The organism is Nocardioides sp. SYSU D00065, assembly GCF_017916425.1.
In the GTDB taxonomy this organism is placed as follows: domain Bacteria; phylum Actinomycetota; class Actinomycetes; order Propionibacteriales; family Nocardioidaceae; genus Nocardioides.
The window spans coordinates 73,639-96,622 of the sequence record NZ_JAFMSX010000005.1 but is presented as its reverse complement, the minus strand read 5'-3'; the positions used below and the strand labels follow the sequence as shown (position 1 = coordinate 96,622).

Here is a 22,984-nt window from a genome sequence, read left to right as displayed (position 1 = left end):
TACGTGAAGCCAGCGATGCCCTCCGTCCGCCGACCCGCCGATCGCGCCCCGCGGGGGCCGGATGCGGGAGGAGCCTCGGGGCCGTAGACAACTTCACGCGATCGTCAGCCAGGCGGGTCGCGCGTCGGTCCGAAGCCCCCGGGTTCCTCCCGCACCGCTGCAGGCGATCCGTCCCGGCGTGCACTCGTCGGCTACCGTCTGGGCGTGTTGCTCCGCTGCCTGCTCGCCCTCGCCGGCGGCCTCGTGCTGGCGGGAGCCTTCGAGCCGGTGGGCCACGCATGGCTGATGCCGCCGGCCATCGCCGCGCTGGTGTTCTCGGTGCGCGGCCTTGCGCCCCGGCGCGCCTGGCTCCCGAGCCTGCTGTTCGGGATCACGTTCATCTACGCCGTCATGGTGTGGATGCGTGCCGTCGGCACCGACGCGTGGCTGGCCATGTGCGCGCTGGAGGCGGCGTTCTTCGTACCTCTCGGGCTGGGCCTGACGTGGAGCCTGCGGCTGCGTGCCTGGCCCGTCTGGGCCGCCCTGTGGTGGGTCGGTATCGAGACCTGGCGCAGCGGCTTCCCGTTCAGCGGCATGCCGTTCGGCCGCCTGGTGTACGCCACCGCCGACACGCCCTGGGCGGACGCGCTGCCCTGGATCGGGATGACCGGGGTGAGCTTCCTGGTCGCCCTCACCGGCACGACGCTCGCGTGGCTGCTGCTGCAGGTGCGCACGCCGACGCGGACGACGTACGCCGCCGTCGGCGGGCTCGCCGTCGTCACGCTCGCCCCGGCACTGCTGTCCTTCCCGGTGACGCAGACGGGGACAGCGACGGTGGCCGCAGTCCAGGGGGACGTGCCGGGGACCGGGCTCGACGTCCCGGCCGTGCACCGCGAGGTCACCGCCAACCACGTGCGGCTGACCCGCGAGCTGGCCCAGGCCGTGGACGCGGGCGAGCGACCCCGGCCCGACTTCGTGCTCTGGCCGGAGAACTCCACCGCCGTCGACCCCTTCCTCGATCCCGGCGTCCACGAGGGGATCATCGCCGCGACCGACGCCATCGACGTGCCCGTGATCATCGGCGGGATGTCCAACGACCCGCTCGACGAGGGGCAGGTGCTCAACCAGGGCATCGTCTACCAGCCCGGCCTCGGCAGCGGCGACCGCTACACCAAGCGGCACCCGGTGCCCTACGGCGAGTACATCCCGTTCCGCGGCAGCCTCATCCCCTCGACGTACGGCAAGCTGCGGATGGTGCCCCGCGACATGGTCCGGGGCACGGGGCTCGAGCCCCTGCGCGTCGGTGACCTGCGCGTCGCGGACGCGATCTGCTTCGACGTGGCCTACGACGAGGGCATCTCGGGCCAGGTGGCTCGGGGTGCGGAGCTGGTGGCGGTGCAGACGAGCAACGCGATGTTCAGCCGCACCGACCAGCTCGCGCAGCAGTTCGAGATCAGCCGGCTGCGGGCGCAGGAGACCGGGCGGTGGGTGGTCGTCGCGGCGATCAACGGGATCTCCGGCGTCGTACGACCCGACGGCACCGTGGTCGCCTCGGTCCCCGCCCGCGGCCAGCAGGTGCTGGTCGAGGAGGTCGGGCTGAGCACGACGATCACCCCGGCGGTCCGGCTCGGGGTCTGGCCCGCACGGCTCACCTTGGCTTTCCTCGTCTGCCACTCGGCGTTCGTCCTGGTCACCTATCGTCGTCGCCGACGAGGCGGCCGCCTCGTCGAGCAGACCGACGGAGCGAGGTAGCAGCAGGTGGCGGTGGAGGGCCTCGGCCGTTGTGTGATGGTCATCCCGACCTACAACGAGTCGGAGAACATCGAGTGGATCGTGGGCCGGCTCCGCGCCGCGCAGCCGGGCGTCGACGTGCTGGTGGTCGACGACAACAGTCCCGACGGCACCGGTGCGATCGCCGACCGGATGGCGGCCGCCGACGACGCGGTGAGCGTCGTCCACCGCACGCAGAAGGCCGGTCTGGGCGCGGCGTACCTGCACGGCTTCGACGTCGCCCTGCGCCGGGGCTACGACGTGATCGGGGAGATGGACGCCGACGGCTCGCACCAGCCCGAGCAGCTGCACCGACTGCTCGACGCGCTCCGCACGGCAGACCTGGTGATCGGCTCGCGCTACGTGCCGGGCGGATCGGTCGTGAACTGGCCGGTCCAGCGACTGGCGCTCTCGCGCGGCGGCAACCTCTACGTCCGGCTGCTGCTGGGCATCAAGGTCAAGGACGCCACGGCGGGCTACCGCCTGTTCCGGCGCTCCACGCTGGAGGCGATCGACCTTGGCAGCGTGATGTCTACTGGCTACGTGTTCCAGACCGACCTGGCCTACCGCACCGTGAGCCGTGGGCTCCGCCTGACCGAGGTGCCCATCGACTTCGTCGAGCGCGAGCGCGGCGACTCCAAGATGAGTGGCCAGGTGGCCACCGAGTCGTTGAGGAAGATCACCCGGTGGGGCCTGTCCGAGCGCCGCGCCCAGCTGCGCAGGCGTGTGAGCCGGGCGTGAGCCACCCGCAGGCTCCTCGCACCGCCGGCCGACGGCGGCGACCCTGGCTGCGCCCGGTGCTGGCGGCGGCGTTCGTGCTGGTCCCGCTCGCCGAGATCTGGGTGATCCTCCAGGTCGGGCAGCTCGTCGGTCCCTGGTGGACGATCGTGCTCCTGGTGCTCGACAGCCTGGTCGGCGCCTGGCTGATCAAGCGCGAGGGCGCTCGCGCCTGGCAGGCGCTGCGCACGGCGCTCCAGCACGGCCGGATGCCGGCGCGCGAGATCGCCGACGGAGCCCTCATCCTCATCGGCGGCACTCTGATGCTGAGCCCGGGGTTCGTGCTTGACGTCGCGGGGATCCTGCTGATCCTGCCGTTCACCCGGCCGGTCGCGCGCCGGCTGCTGACCTCGGTGGTGGAGCGACGCCTGCTCGTCGTGCCCGGCGCCGGGACGGGCCGCGCAGGGTTCGCACCCGGCTTCGGCCCGGGCTTCGGGCCGGGTTTCGGACCCGGCTTCGGTCCGGGCTCCACGCCCGGAGATGACCGACGCCCCGGACCGGGGGGCGATGGGCCCGTGGTCCGGGGCGACGTGATCGAGTAGCGCGCGACCGGGTCGAGTGATCGACTAGGACACGCGCTTCTTCTTGTTCGCGCGGTGCAGGTGCGCGGGACCGATCTCGCCGCCGCGCAGCAGCTCCAGGCGCTCCTTGAGGATGTCCTCGAGCTCCTTCTCCGAGCGACGCTCCAAGAGCATGTCCCAGTGCGTGCGAGCCGGCTTCTCCACCTTCTCCTCCGGGAGGATGCCCGCCGTGCTCAACGCCTCGGCGCCGCAGCGCGGGCACTCCCACACGGCCGGGATGTCGGCCTCGACCGACATCGTGACCTCGAAGTCGTGGCCCTGCTTGCACCGATAGCCGACCTGCTGCCGAGCGGCGAACTCGATGCCCCGCTCGTCCTCAAAGCTCTGGCCGCCGAGCCTCGCGCCGCGCAGTGTGCGCTCCGCCACCGTGCCCACCTCCAGTTGGGTTGCTGACACCCGTCGTGTGTGTACCGGGCTGTTGGTGGGACGAGCCGAACCGGGGTTCATGACGCCGCTCGGGGCGACGTGGCTCGTCCTCTGTGATCTTTCAACGGTAGCGGGGCGGGCAAGATTCCGCGGATCGCCGGTGTGCGGATCGCTCGGTACGAGACGTACGTCACCCCGCGCGCGCCGGGCGGGCGCTCAGATGACGGCGGGGACCTCGTTGCCGGCCTCGCGGATCCCGCGTGCGGTGTCGACCTTCATCAGCAGCAGCCCGCCGACGACGAAGAAGACGATGAGGGCGAAGATCGCCGGGCGGTAGGAGTCGGTGAAGGTGTAGACGAGGCCGAAGACCAGCGTGCCGAACCACGACGTACCGCGCTCCATGGCGTGGTAGAAGCTGAAGAACTCCGCCTCCTTGCCGCGCGGGATCAGCAGCGAGAAGTACGACCGCGCCAGCGCCTGCGTGCCGCCGAGCACCAGCCCGATCGCCGCGCCGAGGACGAGCAGCGGGACGAGCGACTTCTCCGGGATCACCAGCCCGGCGGTCACGATCAGCATCCACACGACCAGACCGCCGAGGATGGTCCTCTTGGCGCCCCGGGTGGCGGCGATGCGGCCGAACAGCAGCGCTCCGCCGACGGCGACGAACTGCACGAGCAGGTAGACGCCGAGCATCGTGCCCTGCGCGAAGCCGAGCTCCTCCACGCCGTAGACCGACGCCTGGCTGATCACCGTCTGGATGCCGTCGTTGAAGAACAGGTAGGCGAGCAGGAACGTGAGCGCCACCGGGTAGTTGCGCAGCTCCTTGAGGGTGATCCACAGCTGCCCGAAGCTGCGCTGCAGGACGCCGCCCTCGATGTGCTCGACGTCGGCCGGCGGGTGGTCGCGCAGGCCACGGAACGGGATGAACGTGAACGCCGCCCACCACACCGCCGCCGACAGCAGCGAGATCCGCACGGCCATGCCCTCGGTGAGCCCGAAGCTGTCGTGGAAGCTGACCAGCACGAAGTTGAGCGCGAGCAGCAGCCCGCCGCCGGCGTAGCCGTAGGCCCACCCGCGCGAGGACACCCGGTCGCGGTCGGACTCCGAGGAGATCAGCGGCAGGATCGCGTCGTTGAACACCGCCGACGCCCCGAAGCACAGGTTGGCCAGGACGAAGGTGACCGCCCCGAGCTGCCAGTTGTCGCCGGTCATGAAGAACAGCAGCGCCGCGAAGAACGAGCCGGCCCAGGCGAACCCGGCGAGCAGGTCCTTCTTGCGCGAGGTGCGGTCGGCCACGGCCCCGAGGAGGGGCAGCAGCAGCGCCGAGATGAGCGTCGAGAAGGTGATGACGTACGCCGGCAGTGCTCCGGGGGCGAGCGAGAGGCCGAGCACGGAGACGCGGTCGTCGACCGCCGCCTCCTCGGCGATGGCGATGAGGTAGGGCCCGAACAGCACTCCGGAGACAGTGGTGGCGAAGGCACTGTTGGCCCAGTCGTAGAAGTACCAGGCCTTCTGCTCCCGGGCCTGCGCCAACGGCCTCAGGTCGGCGATCCCACCCGGTGCCTCGCTCATGCGTTCTCCTCCACGGTGCCGTTCCACTGTCCGCGGGCGCGGAGCACGTCCCTGAGTATGTCCGTGCGGTCGGTCATGATGCCGTCGACACCACGGTCGAGGAGAGTGTTCATCTCGGCGGCGTCGTCGATCGTCCACGCGTGCACCTGGACGCCCGCCGCGTGGGCACGCCGCACCAGTCCGCGCGTCACGACGACGAGGCGGCCGCGCCGGTGCGGCACCTGCAGCGCCGCGGGCCTGCCCCGCGTGACGAGGCGGGCGAGACGACCGCTGGGGGACAGGACGTAGGCGACGACCTCCAGCGGGTGGGCCGAGGTCGCCACGCGTCCTCGCGTCCGGCGCCGGAACGCCCGCATCCGACGAGGCGAGAAGGAGCCGACCAGCACCCGGTCCCACGCCTCGCGGTGCTCGACGAACGCCGCCAGGGCCTCGACGGCGCCGTCGGACTTGAGGTCGATGTTGAACCGCGCCCGCGGGAAGGCGTCGAAGAGCTGCGCGAGGGTCGGCACCCTCTCGGTGCCCCCGATCTGCGCCCGCAGCACCTCGGCCCACGTGCTGTCCGCGATGCTCCCGGTGCGGTCGGTGACCCGGTCCAGCACGGCGTCGTGGAATGCCAGCAGGACGCCGTCGCTGGTCACGTGCACGTCGGTCTCGAGGTAGGTGTAGCCGAGGTCCACCGCGTGCCGGAAGGCCGACAGGGTGTTCTCCAGGCCCTCGATGTCGGGGTGGTAGGCGCCGCCGCGGTGGGCGAAGGCCAGCGGGCGGGGTGAGTCGAGGTAGCGCGGGACGGGGGAGCGCGGCGCGGTCACGCGAGAAAGTATGGGGGCCGGCGGTACCGTCGGAGGATGGAGAGCATGACGTGTCCCCGGTGCGGCGTCGAGATGGTCGAGCGCGACCTCGGTCAGGCCACGGTCGCCCAGTGCCCCGAGGGGCACGGCGTGTTCCTCTCCCGAGCCGACCTGGGCCAGCTCGTCGAGGCCGAGAACGACTGGCACCGCAACGCCGGCCAGCACACCGCCCCGCTGCCGCGGATCACCGCCGACATGACGGCCCCGCCCTCGACCGGCAAGGTGTCGCGCGCGTGGGTGGAGACCCTCTTCGGCTGAGCCGGGAGCGGGCGGCCGGCCCCGTCGCGCGCGACACCCGCCTCAGATGTCGCGGAACGTCTCGATGTTGGCGCCCAGCTCGTTGAGGCGCTCGGCGAGGTCCTCGTAGCCGCGGTGGATGACGTACGTCGAGCGCAGCACGCTGCGGCCCTTGGACGCCAGCATCGCGATCAGGAGGACGACGGCCGGGCGCAGCGCCGGCGGGCACACGATCTCGGCGCCGGAGAAGTGCGTCGGCCCCTCGACGAGCACCCGGTGCGGGTCGAGCAGCTTGACCTGGGCGCCGAGCTTGTTGAGCTCGGTGAGGTAGATGGCGCGGTTCTCGTAGACCCAGTCGTGCAGCAGGGTCTGGCCCTCGGCGACCGCGGCGATCACCGCGAAGAAGGGCAGGTTGTCGATGTTGAGGCCGGGGAACGGCATCGGGTGGATCTTGTCCAGCGGCGCCCGCAGCTCCGAGGGGTGCGTGGTGATGTCGACCAGCCGGGTCTCGCCGTTGCTGGCGACGTACTCGGGGGAGCGGTCGTAGCGGAAGCCCATCTCCTCGAGGGTGGCCAGCTCGATCTCGAGGAACTCGATCGGCACCCGGCGGATGGTGATCGAGGACTTCGTCACGATGGCGGCCGCGAGCAGCGACATCGCCTCGATGGGGTCCTCGGACGGGGCGTAGTCGACGTCGACGTCGATCGAGGTCCTGCCCGTGACGCGCAGGGTGGTCGTGCCGATGCCCTCGACGCCCACGCCGAGGCGCTGGAGGTAGAAGCAGAGGTCCTGGACCATGTAGTTGGACGAGGCGTTGCGGATGACCGTCGTGCCCGGGTGCAGGGCGGCGGCCATCAGCGCGTTCTCGGTGACGGTGTCGCCGCGCTCGGTGAGCACGATCGGGCGCTCCGGCTCCAGGGCCCGGTTGACGCTCGCGTGGTAGGCGCCGTCGGTGGCCTTGACCTCGAGGCCGAAGGGCCGCAGGGCCGCCATGTGCGGCTCCACCGTGCGGGTGCCGAGGTTGCAGCCGCCGGCGTAGGGCAGCTCGAACTCGTCGACGCGGTGCAGCAGCGGGCCGAGGAACATGATCACCGAGCGCGTACGCCGCGCGGCGCCCTCGTCGATCTGGGACAGGTCGAGCTCGGCGGGCGGGATGATCTCCAGGTCGTTGTCGTCGCCGACCCAGCGGGTGGCGACACCGAGGGAGTTGAGGACCTCGAGCAGGCGGTTGACCTCCTCGATCCGCGCGACCTTGCGCAGCGTCGTACGTCCCTTGTTGAGCAGCGAGGCGCACAGGAGCGCGACGCCGGCGTTCTTCGAGGTCTTCACGTCGATGGAACCGGACAGCGTGGTGGGGCCGTCGACCCGCAGGTGCGTGGGGCCCGCGCCGAGCGCGACGATCTCGGAGTCGAGGGCCGCGCCGATGCGGGCGAGCATCTCGAGCGAGAGGTTCTGGTGGCCCTTCTCGATGCGGTTGATCGCGCTCTGGCTCGTGCCGAGCAGCTCCGCGAGCTGGTGCTGGGTGAGTCCGCGGTGCTTGCGAGCGTCGCGGATGAGGTTGCCGATGCGGCCCTTGTAGTCAGCCATGCCCCCACGGTATCTCAGATATGAGATAACGCCACTCCGGCGCGCGCGGTGCCTGATGCGCCGCCGACCGACCGCCCCTAGGGCGGGAGGAGGCGTCCGCGTGCGTGCGAGGATCTGGGCATGCGTGCAACCACCATCCACGGTCCGGGCGACATCCGCTTCGAGGACGTCCCCGACCCGGTGATCGAGCAGCCCACGGACGCGATCGTCAAGGTCGTGGCCGGCTGCATCTGCGGCTCCGACCTGTGGCCCTACCGTGGCGAGAACCCGGTCAAGGCCGGGAGCACCATCGGCCACGAGTGCGTCGGCGTGGTCGAGGAGGTCGGCTCCGCCGTCCGGCAGGCCAAGGTGGGCGACTTCGTCCTCGTGCCGTTCTGCCACTGCGACAACACCTGCGCGCACTGCGCGGCGGGGGTGCAGTCCGCGTGCGTGAACCTCGGGATCACGCAGAGCGGGCAGGGCGAGTACGCCCGGGTGACCCAGGCCGACGGCAGTCTGGTCGCGACCGACGGCATGCCGGACGAGCACCTGATCCCCTCGCTGCTCGCGCTGACCGACGTGATGGCCACCGGCTGGCACGCCGCCGTGGCGGCCGGCGTCGAGCCCGGCCACACGGCCGTCGTGGTCGGGGACGGGGCGGTGGGCCTCAGCGGGGTCCTGGCCGCGGCCCAGATGGGCGCCGAGCGGGTGATCGCCATGTCGCGGCACGAGCCGCGCCAGGAGATCGCGCGTGCGTTCGGCGCCACCGACGTCGTCGCGGAGCGGGGCGAGGAGGGCGAGGCGCGGATCGCGGAGCTGACGGACGGCGTCGGCGCCGACGCGGTGCTGGAGTGCGTCGGCACCGACACGGCGATGCGCACCGCCTTCGCGGTGGCCCGACCCGGCTCCACCGTCGGGTTCGTCGGCGTACCGCACGGTGTGGAGCTGCCGGTGCGGCGGATGTTCCAGAAGAACGTCGGTCTGGCCGGCGGGATGGCGCCCGTGCGCCGCTACCTGCCCGACCTGCTCGAGCGGGTGCTGTCGGGTGCCATCGACCCCGGCCGGGTGTTCGACCTCACCCTGCCGATGTCGCAGTCGCCGGAGGGCTACCGGGCGATGGACGAGCGACGCGCGATCAAGGTCCTGCTCCGACCGTGACCGACACCGACCGCGCGCTCGTGCTCGGCCCGCTGCTGCGCTACGTCGACGAGACGTCCGCGGCCGTGTGGGTCGAGACCCGCGACCGTGCCACGGTCACCGTCACCCGCGGCGACGCCTCGGCCAGTGCCCCCACCTTCGCCGTGCACGGGCACCACTACGCCCTCGTGGAGCTCGGCGGCCTGGCGCCTGGCACCACCGAGCCCTACACGGTCGAGGTCGATGGCCAGACGGTCTGGCCGGAGGCAGGCTCGGCCTTCCCGGCCCCGCGGATCGCGACGCTCGAGCCCGGTCGACCCCTGCACCTCGCCTTCGGCTCGTGCCGCACCTCGGTCTCCCACGACCGCGGCGGCAACAGCTCGCACGGCGTGGACGCCCTGCGGACCTGGGCGCTCCGGCTGGCCGACCACGCACCTCCGGTGGATCCCGACGACGCCGACCTCGTCGAGGGCCGGCTGCCCGATCTCCTGCTGTTCCTCGGCGACCAGGTCTACGCCGACGAGACGACCGAGGAGATGAAGGCGTTCATCGAGTCGCGCCGCGACATCGACGAGCCGCCGTGGACCGAGCTCAAGGACTACGAGGAGTACGCCCACCTCTACGGCCTGGCCTGGTCGGACGACGCCATCCGGTGGCTGCTGTCGACGGTGCCCAGCGCGATGATCTTCGACGACCACGACATCCGCGACGACTGGAACACCTCGCTCGACTGGCGCCGGGAGATGGAGGCCACGTCGTGGTGGCACGACCGCATCGTCGCGGGTCTGGCGTCGTACTGGGTCTACCAGCACCTTGGCAACCTCTCGCCGACCGCGCGTGCCGCGGACGAGCTGTACGCCGAGGTGCTCGCGCACCGCGGCGACGGCGAGCTCGACCTCAGCGACCGGCTCGATGCCTTCGCCGCGCGGGTCGACCAGGAGCCGTCGGCGTACCGGTGGAGCTACACGCGCGACTTCGACACGCAGGCCCGGCTCGTCGTCGTGGACTCCCGTGCCGCGCGCGACCTCCGTCCGGAGTCGCGCGCCATGCTCGACGCGGAGGAGGCCGCCTGGCTCGACGACCAGCTGCGCGGCGACGTCGACCACCTGCTCGTCGGCACGTCACTGCCGTTCCTGCTGGCCCGGGGACTGCACCACCTCGAGGCTTTCGGCGAGGCACTGGCCGGGGGAGCGTGGGGCGAACGAGCGGGTCGCGTGGGCGAGCAGCTGCGCACCACCGTCGACCTCGAGCACTGGGGCGCCTTCCAGCGCAGCTTCCACGAGGTCTCGCAGCAGACCGTCGAGGTCGCGGCGGGGAAGCGCGGTCGGGCGCCGTCGACGGTGACGTTCCTGTCCGGCGACGTGCACCACAGCTACGTCAGCGAAGCGTGGCCGGCCGACGGCCGCCGTCTCGACGCCACGATCCTGCAGGCGGTCTGCTCACCGATCCGCAACCCGCTCTCGCGCGCCACCCGGTTCGCCACCGCCGTGCTGTCGTACGGCGTGGCCGGCCCCGCCGGACGGCTGGCCGCCCGCTCGGCGCGCGTGCCCGACGCGCCCCTGCGGTGGCGCTACGCCGAGGGCCCCTGGTTCGACAACAACCTCGCCTTCCTCCGGCTGGGCGGGCCGAGCCTGCGGATGTGGTGGGTCACCGGCACCGTCGTCGACGACCACCACGAGCGCCCCCGGCTCGCGAAGGTCCAGGCGTACGCGCTCGACGAGCACGGCAGGCCGCCGGCGCGCGAGCGCCTCATCGACCGCGTGCGGCAGCGCGTCAGACGGCGCTGAAGGCCCGGTCGCGCCCGTGGGCGCAGTCGCAGGTGTCCGAGCACGGCAGGTAGGTGTGCGGACCGTGCCCGCACGCGGTGCACGGCAGGTCGTGCGACAGGTGGACCGGGTTCGTCTCGACGGTGTCCCACATGGTGGTGCCCCCACGGCAGCTGGTGTTCGTAGTCGGTCGCCCGGACGGCGTCGCGAGGCTGGTCCCGCCTGCCGCCGGCGACCTCCACGGTGACACCGGCGCGAACACCAGGTGTTCAGAACGCGGCGGAATGCCTGATCTTGGGGGACAGATGACCCGATCGGGCCATGTCTCCGTGACCCGTTCGTGCGGCGGCGACCCGACAGGTCAGCCCTAGGATCGGTCCATGTCCGCCCGCTCCGGCCACGATCTGACCCGGCAGCAGGCGCGGCGGGTCGCCGTGCACGCTCAGCTGCTGACAGCCCGTCGTCCCACCGACGTGCTCGAGGTGGTGCGCCACCTCGGCTTCCTGCAGGTCGACCTGACCCGGGTGGTCGCCCACCACGCCGACCTGGCGCTGTGGACGCGTCTGGGCGCGGGCTACGCACCCGATGACCTCGAGGCGCTCGTCGGCGACGGCGCGGTCGTCGAGCTGCAGGGCATGCTGCGGCCCAGCGAGGACGTCGCGCTGTTCCGTGCCGACATGGAGTCGTGGCCCGGCGAGCCGCCCCTGGCAGCGTGGCAGGAGGACCTGCGAGACTGGGTGGCCGCCAACGACGGCTGCCGCCGCGACATCCTGGCGCTGCTCCGGTCCGAGGGCCCGACCGCCGCCCGCGACCTGCCCGACACGTGCGAGGTGCCGTGGCGCTCGACCGGGTGGACCAACGACAAGAACGTCATGAAGCTGCTGGAGTGCATGGAGGCACGCGGCGAGGTCGCCGTCGCCTCGCGCGAGGGCCGCGAGCGGCACTGGGACCTGGCCGAGCGCGTGCACCCGGGGGAGCCCGCCGTCCCGGCCGAGGTGGCGCACCGGACGCTGGCCGAGCGACGGCTGCGGGCCCTCGGCATCGCGCGCCCGCGCGCGCTGGAGGCATGGCACGAGCGCTACGACGTGCGCGACACCGGAGAGCCGGCGCGGGTCGAGGGCGTACGCGGTCTGTGGCGGGTGGACCCGGAGCTGCTCGACCACGCCTTCGAGGCCCGGACGGCGATCCTGTCGCCGCTCGACCGGCTGGTCTTCGACCGCAAGCGGATGACGGACCTGTTCGAGTTCGACTATCAGCTGGAGATGTACAAGCCGGCGGCCGCTCGCCGGTGGGGCTATTGGGCGATGCCGGTGCTCGACGGCGACGAGCTGGTGGGCAAGGTCGACGCGACCGCCGAACGCGACGCCGGGGTCCTGGTCGTCGACGCCGTCCACGAGGACGGCGACTGGTCGGCGGCGCGGCGGCGGCGGGTGGCCGCGGAGCTCGACGCGCTGGCCGGCTGGCTCGGGCTGGAGGTCGTCCGTCCCTGAGCCGGCCGGCGCAGCGCGGCGCGTCACTCGCCCGCGTCGCAGACCAGCTGCTCCACGGTGCGGCTGACGTCGGCGAGCATGTCGAGGCCGGTCGGCAGGGCGGTCACCGCCACGACCGCCCACCGGCCGTCGTCCGTGACGAGGTTGCGCGTCTCGAAGCCCTGGATGTCGCCGCCGTGGCCCCAGCCGACCACCCCGCAGTCGAGGCGGTACCGAGCCAGACCGAGGCCGTAGCGCCAGCCGGGCTCGGCGTCGAAGCCGGGCGCCTTGACGGTGCGGCGCATCTCGGCGAGCTCGCGGGGGGCGAGGAGCTCCCCACCCACCAGCGCGGCCATGAACCGGCCGAGGTCTGCGGGCGTCGACACCAGCTGTCCGGCGGCCCATCCCAGTGAGGGGTCCATCCGGGTGATGTCCTGCCACGGGGCGCCGGGTGCGTCGGCGACGTAGCCGTGGGGGTGGGTGCCCCGGATGCGCTGCTCACCGACACGCGGCCAGTACGTGTCGCGCAGCCCGAGCGGTTCGACCACGCGCCGGGCGATCACCTCGCCGATGGGACGGCCGGTGACCCGCTGCACGAGCAGGCCGAGCAGCACGTAGTTGGTGTTGGAGTACCCCCAACCGGTGCCCGGCGCGAACTCGGACTTCCCGGCCAGGGCGGCGTCGAGGAGGTCGTGCGGCTCGAAGTACGTGTGGGCGACCGCGCTGAGAGAGCCGCCGGCCTCGATCACCACGGAGTCGTAGTCGGGCAGGCCGCTGGTCTGCTGCAGCAGCTGCCGCACCGTGATCCGGCGGCCGTCGTTGCCGCCGCCGCGCACGACACCGGGGAGGTATCGCTCGATCGGGGCGTCGAGGTCGACGAGTCCCTCGCCGACCAGCTGCAGCACGACCGTGGCGGTGAACATCTTGGTGTTGCTGGCGATGCGCACGCGTGAGTCCGGGTCCACCGGACGCCCCGTGGTCGTGTCGCTGGTGCCGGCGGTGAAGGTACGGACGCGGCCGTCCGCGTCGCGCACGGTCGCGACGACGCCCGGGAAGCCGGTGCGCTCGACCAGCCGGTCCAGCAGCTGCTGCGGGTCGGCGGCCCGGTCGGCGGCCCGGTCGGCGGCGCGGTTGGCGGCGCGGTTGGCGGCGCGGTCGGCGGCCGGGTCGGCTGGCGGGGATGCCGGTCGCTCGGGGAGCACCGCGCTGGCGGGGCCGGCGAGGCTGAGGGACAGGGCGGCGGCCGCGAGGGACGCGGTGGTGCGGGACAGGACGGGCATCTGAGCTCCTTCGGTGGCATTTCCAGGTGCCTCCAGCCTCGTCCCGGGAGCGACCCGGATCGATCCCGTGGCCTGCCGTCCCGTGGTACAGCAGGCACTACTCTTCGCGCTTCCACGCCCGGCACGGGCGCCGCCGCCCCTACGCTGCCAGGCCTGGGACCGACCGGTGATGGGGCGGTGCATCGACAGGCGAGCGGCAGGAGCAGCGAGTGACGGGGCAGGAGGTCCGGGTGTCGACGTCGTCGAGGCCCCGGCCGCGAGGGGTGCCGGCCGAGCGCGTGATGTCGCTGCTGCGCACGAGCGGGCGAGCCCTGGAGCAGCTGCTGGGCGGCTTCGGGACCGCGCTGCTGGCCCTCGGACTGCTGATCTGGGCGCTGGTGGTCGGCGTGCTGACAGCGCGCCCGACTCTGCAGGCGCTGCACGCGCTGGCCGACCGCGAGCGTGCCCGGCTCGGTCGCTGGGGGCTCGAGGTACCGGTCCCGCCGCGCCGCGCAGCGGGCCTGCGCGAGGCGTGGCGCGATCCCGCCACCCGCGCCGAGGCCGCCTGGCTGGCGCGGCACGGCGTCGGCGGCACGGTGGTCGGCTTCCTGGCGGTGCTGGCACCGTTGTCGGCGGTCCAGGACCTGACCTTCCCCCTGTGGTGGTGGACCCTGCCGGACGGATGGGCGTCGCCCTCGCCGGCCCTGTGGGTGGTGCGGGACTGGTCAGGGGTGCCGGCGGTGGTCCTGCTCGGCGCCGCGTGGGCGGCCGCGACGGTGGTGCTCGGCCCGGTGCTCGCACGCCGGCAGCTGCGCCTGGGACGCCGGCTGCTGGGCCGGTCCGACGGTGACCTGGAGCTGCGGGTCGTCGAGCTCGCCCGCACCCGCGCGGCGGCACTGGACGCCCACGTGGCGGAGCTGCGCCGGATCGAGCGCTCGCTCCACGACGGAGCGCAGAACCGCATCGTCGCCACGACCGTGCTGATGGGCGCAGCCCGCCGCAGCCTCGCGGGCGACCCCGACACCACCGCGCGCCTGCTCGACCAGGCGCAGGACGCCGCCGAGCTCGCCCTGGCAGAGCTCCGCGCGGTCGTGCGGAGCATCCTGCCGCCCGTGCTGAGCGACCGCGGGCTGGCGGGGGCGGTGCACGGACTGGCCGCCGCCTCAGCCGTGCCGTGCACGGTGGAGGTCGACGTCCCCGTCCGCAGCCCGGCCTCGGTGGAGGCGACGGTGTACTCGATGGTGGCCGAGGCGCTGACCAACGTGGCGCGGCACAGCGGCGCGACGAGCGTGCACGTCGTGGTGCGCCGGCACCCCGACCGTGTGCACGCGCTCGTGCGCGACGACGGTCGCGGTGGGGCCGACGAGGCCGGGGGAACAGGGCTGGCCGGGATCAGGAGGAGGGTGGAGGCGATGGACGGGACCTGGACGCTGCGGAGCCCGGCCGGTGGGCCGACCGAGGTGGAGGTGGTCGTGCCGTGCGGATCGTGATCGCCGAGGACGACCCGTTGCTGCGCGAGGGCATCGCCGCTGTCCTCACCGCCGAGGGGCACGACGTCGTGGCCTCCGTCGGCGACGGTGAGGAGCTCCTGGCCGCCGTGGAGCAGTACGTCCCCGACGTGGCCGTCGTCGACGTACGCATGCCGCCGACCCACACCGACGAGGGCGTGCGCGCCGCGGTCGAGGCCCGGCGGCGCGTGCCGGGCCTTCCCGTGCTGGTGCTCTCGGCCTACGTGGAGCAGACCTTCGCGACCGAGCTGCTGGCGCAGGGCGGGCGAGGGCTGGGCTACCTGCTCAAGGAGCGGGTCGGCCGGGTCGAGACGTTCGTCCGAGCGCTTCAGCACGTGGCCGACGGCGGCACGGCGATCGACCCGGAGGTCGTCGCCCAGCTCGTCGCCCGTCCAGACGAGCGGCTCTCGCGACTGACGTCGCGAGAGCGGGAGGTGCTGGCGCTGATGGCCGAGGGCCGCGGCAACGCCGCCATCGCCGAGCAGCTGGTCGTGACCGAGGGAGCGGTGCACAAGCACATCCGCTCGATCTTCGCCAAGCTCGACCTGCCGCCCTCGGACGACGCCGACCGCCGGGTCACCGCGGTCCTGCACTACCTCGAGTGTGGCCGGCGGTGAGTCGCCGCAGGTCAGACGCGTAGGCCCAGTGCCTCGGCCAGGAGCTCGGGCTCGGCCACCGACAGGGTGGCGCTGGGATGCGTGACAGTCGCCGTCGGGTCGATGGCGGGAACCGGCTCGTGGAAGGTCAGGCAGAGCGCCGCGTCGCCGTTGGTGGTGAACGAGACGCCGCGGTCGCTGAACGACAGGTGCGGCGGCCCGGCGGTCTTGGCCCAGGCGAACCCACCGGTCACCTCTGCCGAGGCCACGTTGCTGCGCGGCGTGGCCAACCGCCACGGCCCGTAACGCACGAACAGCCACTGCGGGCCGACCTCGACGGCCGCGGTGCGCGGCGTGATGCCGAAGGCGCGGGCGGCGGCGGCGTACGAGGGGGCGAAGGCGAAGCCGAAGGACCGGACCGGCTCCTCGGCGGCGCCATCGGGGGACGGAGCCACCAGCCGGCGCAGCGCGGCCCCGGCTGGGAGGCGGTAGGGCTGCAGCAGCGCGGCCGCCCGTCCGGGCACCCGGAGCAGCGCTCGGCTGCCGCCGCCGGGAGCGGGCAGGACGTGGTGGTCCATGTCCACAGCCGCGCGGGCGCGTCCCGCCCTCCACGACCAGGTCCGCAGCACCGGGTCCACGCGCGTGACCTCGAAGTCGACCGCCACCCCGGGCGGTCCGTGCACCCGGCCCGTGGTGCCCGCCTCGAGCACAGGCGTCGCGACGTCGACGTCACGGATCAGGTGGGCCCACTCCGGCCAGGTCGCCGGCGTGATGAAGCGACGCCACACCGACTCGGCGTGGTCCGGTCCGTGCGCGTCGACGAGCACTGGTCGCGTGGCCTCGTCAGAGCGCGACGGTGTCGTTGTCGCCGATGTCGGGCTGCTTGTCGCTGACGAGACCCTTGACGAGCTCGACGGCGGCGGTGACCTTGCCGGGCGACTCCCAGTACTCCGCCGTGGCGCCGTCGATGCGCAGCGCCACGTTGCCGGGGTCCTGCGGGCCGCCGGTCATCCACGTGTCCGCCGAGGCGTCCCACAGCTCCTCGAGCTTGGCGCGGTCGTCGCTGACGTGGGCGGTCCCCGAGAGGGACACCCAGCCGGAGTCGCCGTGGTACGACACGTTGACGCGGGGGTCCGCCTCGATCGCACGCACCTTGTCGCTGCTGCGCTCGGTCAGGAACCACGTCGTGCCCGGGTCCGCGAAGTCCCGGGTGGCCATGGGCGTGGACACCAGGGCCCCGTCGAGCGAGACGTAGGTCAGCACGGCGATGTCGGTCTGGCGCATCAGCTCGGCAACGGTGGTGATCTGGTCGTCGTGGGTCGTCATGCTTCGACCATGGCACGGTGGACGCACGCCGGCCTCATCCCCCGGGGCGGGGATGTCACAGACCTCCCCGCGGAGGCGTCGTACTGGCAGGATGGCCGGCAGCCACCGGGCGGGGAGGCGCCGGGGGAGCAGACAGGGGAGACGCACAGCCATGACCACGCACCCGGCAGACCAGCACGACCTGATCCGTGTCGAGGGCGCCCGCGAGAACAACCTGAAGAACGTCGACGTCGAGCTGCCGAAGCGCCGGCTCACGGTGTTCACGGGCGTCTCCGGCTCCGGCAAGAGCTCGCTGGTCTTCGCGACCATCGCCGCGGAGTCGCAGCGGATGATCAACGAGACCTACAGCGCCTTCGTGCAGGGGTTCATGCCCTCGCTGGCCCGCCCGGACGTCGACCACCTCGAGGGCCTGACCACCGCGATCATCGTCGACCAGGAGCGGATGGGCGCCAACCCGCGCTCGACGGTCGGCACCGCGACGGACGCCAACGCGATGCTGCGGATCCTCTTCAGCCGCCTCGGCGACCCCTACGTCGGTCCGCCGACGGCGTACTCCTTCAACGTCCCCACCCGTCGCGCCAGCGGGGTGATGACGACCGACAAGGGCGGGCGCACCGAGCGCAGCGTCGTCAAGGGGGAGGTGTACCTCGGCGGGATGTGCCCGCGGTGCGAGGGCATGGGCAAGGTCAACGACATCGACCTCACCGCGCTCTACGACGCGGACAAGTCGCTCTCCGACGGCGCGCTCACGGTGCCCGGCTACTCGATGGACGGCTGGTACGGCCGGTTGTTCGAGGGGATGGGCCTGCCGATGGACAAGCCGATCAGGTCGTTCACCAAGAAGCAGCTCGAGACCATGCTCTACTCGGAGCCGACCAAGCTCAAGGTCGAGGGCGTCAACCTCACCTTCACCGGCATCATCCCGCAGATCCAGAAGTCGCTGCTGTCCAAGGACCCCGAGGCCATGCAGCCGCACGTGCGCCGCTTCGTCGACCGGGCGGTGACCTTCCAGACCTGTCCCGACTGCGACGGGACGCGGCTCACCCCCGAGGCCCGTGCGTCGAAGATCCGCGGCAAGTCGATCGCCGACCTGTGCCAGATGCAGATCAGCGACCTCGCCGACTGGGTGCGCGAGCTTGACGAGCCGTCGGTCGCGCCGCTGCTCAAGGGCCTGCAGCACCTGCTCGACTCGTTCTCCGAGATCGGTCTGGGCTACCTGTCGCTCGACCGGCCGGCCGGCACGCTGTCGGGCGGCGAGGCGCAGCGCACGAAGATGATCCGCCACCTCGGCTCGTCGCTGACCGACGTGACCTACGTCTTCGACGAGCCCACCATCGGCCTGCACCCCCACGACATCGAGCGGATGAACCGCCTGCTCCTCCAGCTGCGCGACAAGGGCAACACGGTCCTCGTGGTCGAGCACAAGCCGGAGACCATCGCCATCGCCGACCACGTCGTCGACATCGGGCCCGCAGCCGGCGCGGCGGGCGGCACCGTCTGCTTCGAGGGTGACGTGGACGGGCTGCGCACGAGCGGAACGATCACCGGCAAGCACCTCGACGACCGGGCCCGGCTCAAGGACACGGTGCGCGAGGCGACCGGCACGATGGAGGTACGCGGCGCCTCGACGCACAACCTGCGCGACGTGGACGTCGACGTCCCTCTGGGGCTGCTCACCGTCGTCACCGGCGTCGCCGGCTCGGGCAAGAGCTCGCTGATCCACGGCTCGCTGGCCGGCCGCGACGAGGTCATCGTGATCGACCAGGGCGCGATCAAGGGCTCGCGCCGCAGCAACCCGGCGACGTACACGGGGCTGCTCGACCCGATCCGCAAGGCGTTCGCCAAGGCCAACGGGGTCAAGCCGGCGCTGTTCAGCGCCAACTCCGAAGGGGCCTGCCCGACGTGCAACGGCGCCGGAGTGATCTTCACCGAGCTCGGCCCGATGGCGACGGTGGAGTCCCCCTGCGAGGAGTGCGAGGGCCGCCGGTTCAAGGCCGAGGTCCTCGAGCACACGCTCGGCGGCAAGGACATCGCCGAGGTCCACGAGATGTCCGTGGTCGACGCGCTCGAGCTGTTCGGCGACGGCGAGGCGAAGATCCCCGCCGCGGTGAAGATCCTCGAGCGGCTCGTCGACGTCGGCCTGGGCTACCTGTCGCTGGGCCAGCCGCTGACGACGCTGTCGGGCGGTGAGCGGCAACGGCTCAAGCTCGCCACGCAGATGGGGGAGAAGGGCGACGTCTACATCCTCGACGAGCCCACGACCGGCCTGCACCTCGCCGACGTGCAGAACCTGCTGTCCCTGCTCGACCGGCTCGTCGACTCCGGCAAGTCCGTCATCGTCATCGAGCACCACCAGGCGGTGATGGCGCACGCGGACTGGATCATCGACCTCGGACCCGGCGCCGGCCACGACGGCGGCCGGGTGGTGTTCGAGGGGACGCCGGCCGAGATGGTGGCAGCACCCGAGCCGACGCTCACCGGCAAGCACCTCAAGGCGTACGTCGGCGCCTGAGGGTCGAGGCTCAGGCCTGGCAGACCGGGCACCAGTACAGGCGCCGGGCGGCGATCTCGGCGTCCTGCACCGGCGTGCTGCAGATCCGGCACGGCAGGCCGGTGCGTCGGTAGACGTAGTGCGCGTCCTCCCGGCGCGGGCGGCCCGACGGGCGCTCGCGGTCGGCGGGCAGAGTGGTGACGATGCGACCGGCGCGCACCCCGGCCCGCAGGAGCACGACGAGGTCGTCCCACAGCGCGTGCAGCACCGCCGCGTCGTGGTCGCGCCCGGGCCGGAACGGGTCGAGGCGGTGGCGGTAGAGGACCTCGGCGCGGTAGACGTTGCCGATGCCAGCGACGACCGACTGGTCCATCAGCAGCGTGGCGATGGGCGCCCTGCTGGCGAGCACGCGGGTGACGAACGCCGTCACGTCGGGGCGGCGGCGCAGGGGATCCGGTCCGAGCCGATCGAGGATCCGCTTGCGCTCCGCGTCGGTGAGCATCTCGCACGCCGTCGGCCCCCGCAGCTCCAGCCAGTGGCCGCCAGCGATCAGGCGGAGCCGGAGGGCGCCGCGGGCCGGGGGAGCGGGCAGCACGCCGTCGGCGAACGTGCCGTACAGGCCCAGGTGGACGTGCAGCCACAGGTCGTCGTAGCGGTGGAACAGGTGCTTGCCCCAGGCGTCGGTGGCGCCGAGCGTCCGGCCGTCGATCAGGCGCGCACCCTCCTCGAACCGGCCCTGCGGGCTGTCGGCGGTCACCGCGTGGCCGAGCAGGAGCCGCGCGTGACGGCGGGCGAGTCGGTGGATGGTGTGTCCCTCTGGCACCCGCCGATCGTCGCCCATCGCGGGCAGGACCGGGCACACCCCTCGGGTGCCGGCCCCCGCTGGACGTCATGGGAATCCTCGGTGCGAACCGCGCGATCTCATGACGTCAGCACGACGAGGCGCTGCGTGGCCCGCGTCATCGCCACGTAGCGGTCGACCGCGCCGGTGATGCCCTCGCCGAGCGAGTCGGGGTCCACCAGCAGGACCAGGTCGAACTCCAGGCCCTTGGCGAGCTCGGCAGTGAGGCTGCGGACGCGATCTCCCCAGCCCGGTCGCCGCGGGACGTCGTGGGACGCGATCACGGCGGCCGTGCCCTCGGGGTGCCCGGCCAGCCAGCTCCGGATGACGGAGTCCAGCTCGGCGAGGGGCGCGTGGTGGACGGGGACGCCGCTCTCGCGGATCGAGGTGGGGACGTTGGCCTCCGGGAGCGCCGCCCGGATCACCGGCTCGGCCTCGGCCATCACCTCCGCGGGCGTGCGGTAGTTGATGGTCAGGGGAGCGACGGTCGCGTCCGGCAGGCCGACCCGCGCGAGCCGCTCGGTCCACGACTCGGTGAACCCGCGACGAGCCTGCGCACGGTCCCCGACGATCGTGAAGCTGCGCGACGGGCAGCGGCGCAGGAGCATCTGCCACTCGGCGTCGGTGAGCTCCTGCGCCTCGTCGACCACCACGTGCGCGAACGGCCCGGCCAGCAGGTCGGCGTCGGCGCCCGGCAGCGCCGCGTCGTCCACCAGCGCCGTCCGCAGGTCGTCGTGCACGAGCATGGACACCAGCCCGTCGCCGTACTCGTCGGCTCCCGACTCGCGTGCGGTGGTGCGCAGGTCGTCGATCACCGCGCTCATCCGGGCACGCTCGCGTGCCTCGGCGCTCTGCGTACGTCGTCGGCGACGCGAGGCCTCGGGGTCGCCCAGCCGGAGCCGCGCGGCGTCGAGCAGGGGCAGGTCGGCGTACGTCCATGCCTCGGGCTCCCGGCGCCGCAGCAGCCGCACCTCCTCCGGGTCCAGCCACGGCGCGCAGTGGCGCAGGTACGCCGGGACGGTCCAGAGGTCGCCCACGACGTCGGTGTGCTCGAGCAGGGGCCAGGCCCGGTCGAAGGCGTCGCGCAGCGCGCGGTGGCGGTCCAGGGCGCGCCGCGCCTGGTCGCGGGAGACGTCGTCGACGGGGAGCCGGTCGACGACGATCGTGAGGAGCTCGTCCCACACGTCGTCGCGGGCCAGGTTGTGCGGCGTGCCGGGGTCGGGGGAGTCGAAGGCCTCCGCCCAGTCGGCCGCGGTGACGCGTACGTCGCCCCACGGGGTCTCGACGAGGAGGGACTCGGTCGGCGGTTCCTCGTAGAGCGCGACCGCCGGCTCGATGGCGGCGACCATGCGCAGGTCGGCCTTGAGTGCGGCGACCCGCTCGTCGGTCTCGGGTCCTGCGTCGCCGGTCCCGGGCACGAGGTCGCGGAGCGTGCAGGTCTGCACACCTTCCTCGCCGAGGCTCGGCAGGACGTCGCCGACGTAGGCGAGGTAGGGCTGGTGCGGGCCGACGAACAGGACCCCGCCGCGTCGGTGCCCCAGGCGGGGGTCGGCGTACAGCAGGTAGGCCGTGCGGTGCAGCGCGACGACCGTCTTGCCGGTGCCGGGACCTCCGTCCACCACCAGTGCGTTGCGCGAGCCGGCGCGGACGATGGCGTCCTGGTCGGCCTGGATGGTGCCGAGCACGTCGCGCATCCGCGGGGTGCGGCTGGCGCCCAACGTGGCGAGGAACGCCGACTGGTCGTCGAGGGCGGCGGGATGGCTCAATCCCTCCTCGGTGAACGCCTCGTCCCAGAAGTCGACGATCCTGCCGCCCACCCAGCGGTAGCGGCGCCGGCTGGCGAGGCCCATCGGCCGGGCGTGGGTGGCTGCGAAGAACGGCTCGGCCGCGGGGGAGCGCCAGTCCACGAGCAGTCGCCGACCGTCGGTGTCGGCGAGCCCGAGGCGTCCGACGTACGTCGCCTCGCCGGTGCCCTCGTGGACCATCCGGCCCAGGCACAGGTCGAGGTCGTAGCGGCGCAGGGTGCGCAGGCGCGCGGTGAGGCGGTGGACCTCCTGGTCGCGCTCGAGTGCGGCTGTGCCGGAGCGGGCCGGCGTACGCCTGGCCTCGGCGAGGGTCTCCTCGAGCTGGCTGATCGTGTGCTCGAGGCTCGCGGCGACGGCGCGGAAGTGCCGCCTGTCGGTGTCGATCAGGTCGGGGTCGGTCTTGGCAGCGAGGGTGTCGGGGAGGGCGAACGGCGCGGTGTCTGGCTGGGTCTCCTGCGGCATCACGGCGAGCAGTGTGCGGGCGCGGTGGGGCCTTGCGGCAAGCCCCCTGCTGGGCTATACGTTGAGAGTGGAGGCGGTCCGGGCCGACTCGACGAAGCCCGGCGCCGGACGGTTTGACCCTCGTGCGGGTGCCCGCCATGATCCGCCCATGACAGTCATCCGAGGACTTGCGACGCTCGTTGCCGGCGCCGTGGTCGCCACCACCGTGTCCATCGCTCCCGCCCAGGCCGCGCGCGGCTGGGAGACGGCGTTGACGTGGCAGGGCGCTCGCGCACAGGTCTGTGCCCAGGTCCACCCCGACGGCACGGCAACCGTGCGCGTGCGGATGAACAACGTGCGGGGCGAGGCCAAGGTGAGCGCAGGGATCGCCAGCGTCCGGGGGAACGGCCGGCCCGATCGCACGCTGGTCACCACCAAGTACGTCGGCGCCGGGAAGATCAGCTCCGTCGTCGAACACGACGAGCTGCCGGCCGACGGCCTGTTCTACGTGGACATCGCCCACATGACCGACGAGGGCGCAGGCGTCGTCAAGACGTCGGCGAAGCCGTTCGTGGTCAGCGCCCAGACCGCCTGCTGAGCCCGGGTCGGCGCTCAACAGGCGGTTGACTACCGTTGAACGTCAAGTATG

Annotated in this window: 21 protein-coding genes; 11 read left to right on the top strand and 10 right to left on the bottom strand. The window is 72.7% G+C overall.

Annotated features, from left to right (window positions below):
- Positions 1-204 precede the first annotated feature (204 nt).
- Genes lnt through J3P41_RS19070 form a run of 3 tightly spaced genes read left to right on the top strand, consistent with a single transcriptional unit; the run spans position 205 to position 3,068 of the window.
- The gene (lnt, locus tag J3P41_RS17555; protein WP_210651914.1) at positions 205-1,731 is read left to right on the top strand and encodes an apolipoprotein N-acyltransferase; all 1,527 of its coding nucleotides are present in this window, start codon (positions 205-207) and stop codon (positions 1,729-1,731) included.
- A gap of 36 nt (positions 1,732-1,767) precedes the next feature.
- Positions 1,768-2,490, top strand: a complete 723-nt coding sequence (locus J3P41_RS17550) for a polyprenol monophosphomannose synthase (protein ID WP_210651909.1) — start codon at positions 1,768-1,770, stop codon at positions 2,488-2,490.
- Positions 2,487-3,068: an FxsA family protein gene (locus J3P41_RS19070; protein ID WP_210651908.1), complete on the top strand. Its 582-nt coding sequence runs from the start codon at positions 2,487-2,489 to the stop codon at positions 3,066-3,068. The genes J3P41_RS17550 and J3P41_RS19070 overlap by 4 nt, the downstream gene beginning before the upstream one ends.
- A 24-nt stretch (positions 3,069-3,092) precedes the next feature.
- Here the strand turns inward: J3P41_RS19070 and J3P41_RS17540 are convergent, their stop codons facing one another.
- The 3 genes from J3P41_RS17540 to J3P41_RS17530 all read right to left on the bottom strand — a co-directional run bounded on the left by J3P41_RS17540 (position 3,093) and on the right by J3P41_RS17530 (position 5,854).
- Positions 3,093-3,473 carry an RNA polymerase-binding protein RbpA gene (locus tag J3P41_RS17540; RefSeq protein WP_129454004.1) on the bottom strand — a complete coding sequence of 127 codons (381 nt, stop codon included), beginning with the start codon at positions 3,471-3,473 and terminating at the stop codon, positions 3,093-3,095.
- A gap of 216 nt (positions 3,474-3,689) precedes the next feature.
- Positions 3,690-5,045, bottom strand: a complete 1,356-nt coding sequence (locus tag J3P41_RS17535; protein WP_210651906.1) for an MFS transporter — start codon at positions 5,043-5,045, stop codon at positions 3,690-3,692.
- Entirely contained in the window at positions 5,042-5,854 is an 813-nt protein-coding gene (locus tag J3P41_RS17530; protein ID WP_210651905.1) for a glycerophosphodiester phosphodiesterase, read from the bottom strand. The genes J3P41_RS17535 and J3P41_RS17530 overlap by 4 nt, the downstream gene beginning before the upstream one ends.
- A gap of 45 nt (positions 5,855-5,899) precedes the next feature.
- On the opposite strand from J3P41_RS17530, the gene J3P41_RS17525 reads away from it, so the two are divergent.
- Positions 5,900-6,151 (top strand): zf-TFIIB domain-containing protein, encoded by a 252-nt coding sequence (locus J3P41_RS17525; protein ID WP_210651904.1) that lies wholly within the window; start codon positions 5,900-5,902, stop codon positions 6,149-6,151.
- 42 nt (positions 6,152-6,193) lie between these two features.
- Here the strand turns inward: J3P41_RS17525 and J3P41_RS17520 are convergent, their stop codons facing one another.
- Positions 6,194-7,717 carry a UDP-N-acetylglucosamine 1-carboxyvinyltransferase gene (locus J3P41_RS17520; protein WP_210651903.1) on the bottom strand — a complete coding sequence of 508 codons (1,524 nt, stop codon included), beginning with the start codon at positions 7,715-7,717 and terminating at the stop codon, positions 6,194-6,196.
- Positions 7,718-7,837: 120 nt separating this feature from the next.
- Here J3P41_RS17520 and J3P41_RS17515 point away from each other — a divergent pair, with 120 nt between their 5' ends.
- Together J3P41_RS17515 and J3P41_RS17510 are read left to right on the top strand one after the other, a co-directional pair.
- Entirely contained in the window at positions 7,838-8,854 is a 1,017-nt protein-coding gene (locus J3P41_RS17515; protein ID WP_210651902.1) for a zinc-dependent alcohol dehydrogenase family protein, read from the top strand.
- Entirely contained in the window at positions 8,851-10,620 is a 1,770-nt protein-coding gene (locus J3P41_RS17510) for an alkaline phosphatase D family protein (RefSeq protein WP_210651900.1), read from the top strand. The genes J3P41_RS17515 and J3P41_RS17510 overlap by 4 nt, the downstream gene beginning before the upstream one ends.
- On the opposite strand, the gene J3P41_RS17505 is transcribed toward J3P41_RS17510, so the two are convergent.
- A complete protein-coding gene (locus J3P41_RS17505) occupies positions 10,607-10,753 on the bottom strand; it encodes a hypothetical protein (protein ID WP_210651898.1) in 147 nt (48 codons plus the stop codon). The two genes, J3P41_RS17510 and J3P41_RS17505, sit on opposite strands and share 14 nt — an antisense overlap.
- A gap of 226 nt (positions 10,754-10,979) precedes the next feature.
- Between J3P41_RS17505 and J3P41_RS17500 the strand changes: the two genes are divergently transcribed.
- The gene (locus tag J3P41_RS17500) at positions 10,980-12,089 is read left to right on the top strand and encodes a DNA glycosylase AlkZ-like family protein (RefSeq protein ID WP_210651896.1); all 1,110 of its coding nucleotides are present in this window, start codon (positions 10,980-10,982) and stop codon (positions 12,087-12,089) included.
- 23 nt (positions 12,090-12,112) lie between these two features.
- On the opposite strand, the gene J3P41_RS17495 is transcribed toward J3P41_RS17500, so the two are convergent.
- Positions 12,113-13,348, bottom strand: coding sequence for a serine hydrolase (locus tag J3P41_RS17495; protein WP_210651894.1), 1,236 nt, complete (start codon positions 13,346-13,348; stop codon positions 12,113-12,115).
- Between the two features lie 209 nt (positions 13,349-13,557).
- Here J3P41_RS17495 and J3P41_RS17490 point away from each other — a divergent pair, with 209 nt between their 5' ends.
- Both J3P41_RS17490 and J3P41_RS17485 read left to right on the top strand, forming a co-directional pair.
- Positions 13,558-14,817, top strand: coding sequence for a sensor histidine kinase (locus J3P41_RS17490; protein ID WP_210651888.1), 1,260 nt, complete (start codon positions 13,558-13,560; stop codon positions 14,815-14,817).
- Positions 14,805-15,452, top strand: a complete 648-nt coding sequence (locus tag J3P41_RS17485; protein WP_210651887.1) for a response regulator transcription factor — start codon at positions 14,805-14,807, stop codon at positions 15,450-15,452. The genes J3P41_RS17490 and J3P41_RS17485 overlap by 13 nt, the downstream gene beginning before the upstream one ends.
- A gap of 11 nt (positions 15,453-15,463) precedes the next feature.
- On the opposite strand, the gene J3P41_RS17480 is transcribed toward J3P41_RS17485, so the two are convergent.
- Together J3P41_RS17480 and J3P41_RS17475 are read right to left on the bottom strand one after the other, a co-directional pair.
- Positions 15,464-16,258, bottom strand: a complete 795-nt coding sequence (locus tag J3P41_RS17480; RefSeq protein ID WP_210651886.1) for a hypothetical protein — start codon at positions 16,256-16,258, stop codon at positions 15,464-15,466.
- 16 nt (positions 16,259-16,274) lie between these two features.
- Complete coding sequence (locus J3P41_RS17475) at positions 16,275-16,757, bottom strand: pyridoxamine 5'-phosphate oxidase family protein (RefSeq protein WP_210651885.1); 483 nt, start codon at positions 16,755-16,757, stop codon at positions 16,275-16,277.
- A gap of 151 nt (positions 16,758-16,908) precedes the next feature.
- Between J3P41_RS17475 and J3P41_RS17470 the strand changes: the two genes are divergently transcribed.
- Positions 16,909-19,269, top strand: coding sequence for an excinuclease ABC subunit UvrA (locus J3P41_RS17470; RefSeq protein ID WP_210651884.1), 2,361 nt, complete (start codon positions 16,909-16,911; stop codon positions 19,267-19,269).
- 10 nt (positions 19,270-19,279) lie between these two features.
- On the opposite strand, the gene J3P41_RS17465 is transcribed toward J3P41_RS17470, so the two are convergent.
- Both J3P41_RS17465 and helR read right to left on the bottom strand, forming a co-directional pair.
- Positions 19,280-20,071, bottom strand: a complete 792-nt coding sequence (locus J3P41_RS17465; RefSeq protein ID WP_210651882.1) for an Fpg/Nei family DNA glycosylase — start codon at positions 20,069-20,071, stop codon at positions 19,280-19,282.
- A 98-nt stretch (positions 20,072-20,169) separates the two neighbouring features.
- Entirely contained in the window at positions 20,170-22,356 is a 2,187-nt protein-coding gene (gene helR, locus J3P41_RS17460) for an RNA polymerase recycling motor ATPase HelR (RefSeq protein ID WP_210652211.1), read from the bottom strand.
- 148 nt (positions 22,357-22,504) lie between these two features.
- Here helR and J3P41_RS17455 point away from each other — a divergent pair, with 148 nt between their 5' ends.
- Positions 22,505-22,933 (top strand): hypothetical protein, encoded by a 429-nt coding sequence (locus J3P41_RS17455; protein WP_210651880.1) that lies wholly within the window; start codon positions 22,505-22,507, stop codon positions 22,931-22,933.
- Positions 22,934-22,984 lie beyond the last annotated feature (51 nt).

Bases quoted from the DNA above. Each gene is read 5' to 3' on its own strand.
- J3P41_RS17515 (WP_210651902.1), top strand. From the start codon at position 7,838: ATGCGTGCAACCACCATCCACGGTCCGGGCGACATCCGCTTCGAGGAC.
- J3P41_RS17535 (WP_210651906.1), bottom strand. From the start codon at position 5,045: ATGAGCGAGGCACCGGGTGGGATCGCCGACCTGAGGCCGTTGGCGCAG.
- J3P41_RS17520 (WP_210651903.1), bottom strand. From the start codon at position 7,717: ATGGCTGACTACAAGGGCCGCATCGGCAACCTCATCCGCGACGCTCGC.
- J3P41_RS17455 (WP_210651880.1), top strand. From the start codon at position 22,505: ATGACAGTCATCCGAGGACTTGCGACGCTCGTTGCCGGCGCCGTGGTC.
- J3P41_RS17495 (WP_210651894.1), bottom strand. From the start codon at position 13,348: ATGCCCGTCCTGTCCCGCACCACCGCGTCCCTCGCGGCCGCCGCCCTG.
- J3P41_RS17500 (WP_210651896.1), top strand. From the start codon at position 10,980: ATGTCCGCCCGCTCCGGCCACGATCTGACCCGGCAGCAGGCGCGGCGG.
- J3P41_RS17550 (WP_210651909.1), top strand. From the start codon at position 1,768: ATGGTCATCCCGACCTACAACGAGTCGGAGAACATCGAGTGGATCGTG.
- J3P41_RS17525 (WP_210651904.1), top strand. From the start codon at position 5,900: ATGACGTGTCCCCGGTGCGGCGTCGAGATGGTCGAGCGCGACCTCGGT.
- helR (WP_210652211.1), bottom strand. From the start codon at position 22,356: ATGCCGCAGGAGACCCAGCCAGACACCGCGCCGTTCGCCCTCCCCGAC.
- J3P41_RS17505 (WP_210651898.1), bottom strand. From the start codon at position 10,753: ATGTGGGACACCGTCGAGACGAACCCGGTCCACCTGTCGCACGACCTG.
- J3P41_RS17475 (WP_210651885.1), bottom strand. From the start codon at position 16,757: ATGACGACCCACGACGACCAGATCACCACCGTTGCCGAGCTGATGCGC.
- J3P41_RS17470 (WP_210651884.1), top strand. From the start codon at position 16,909: ATGACCACGCACCCGGCAGACCAGCACGACCTGATCCGTGTCGAGGGC.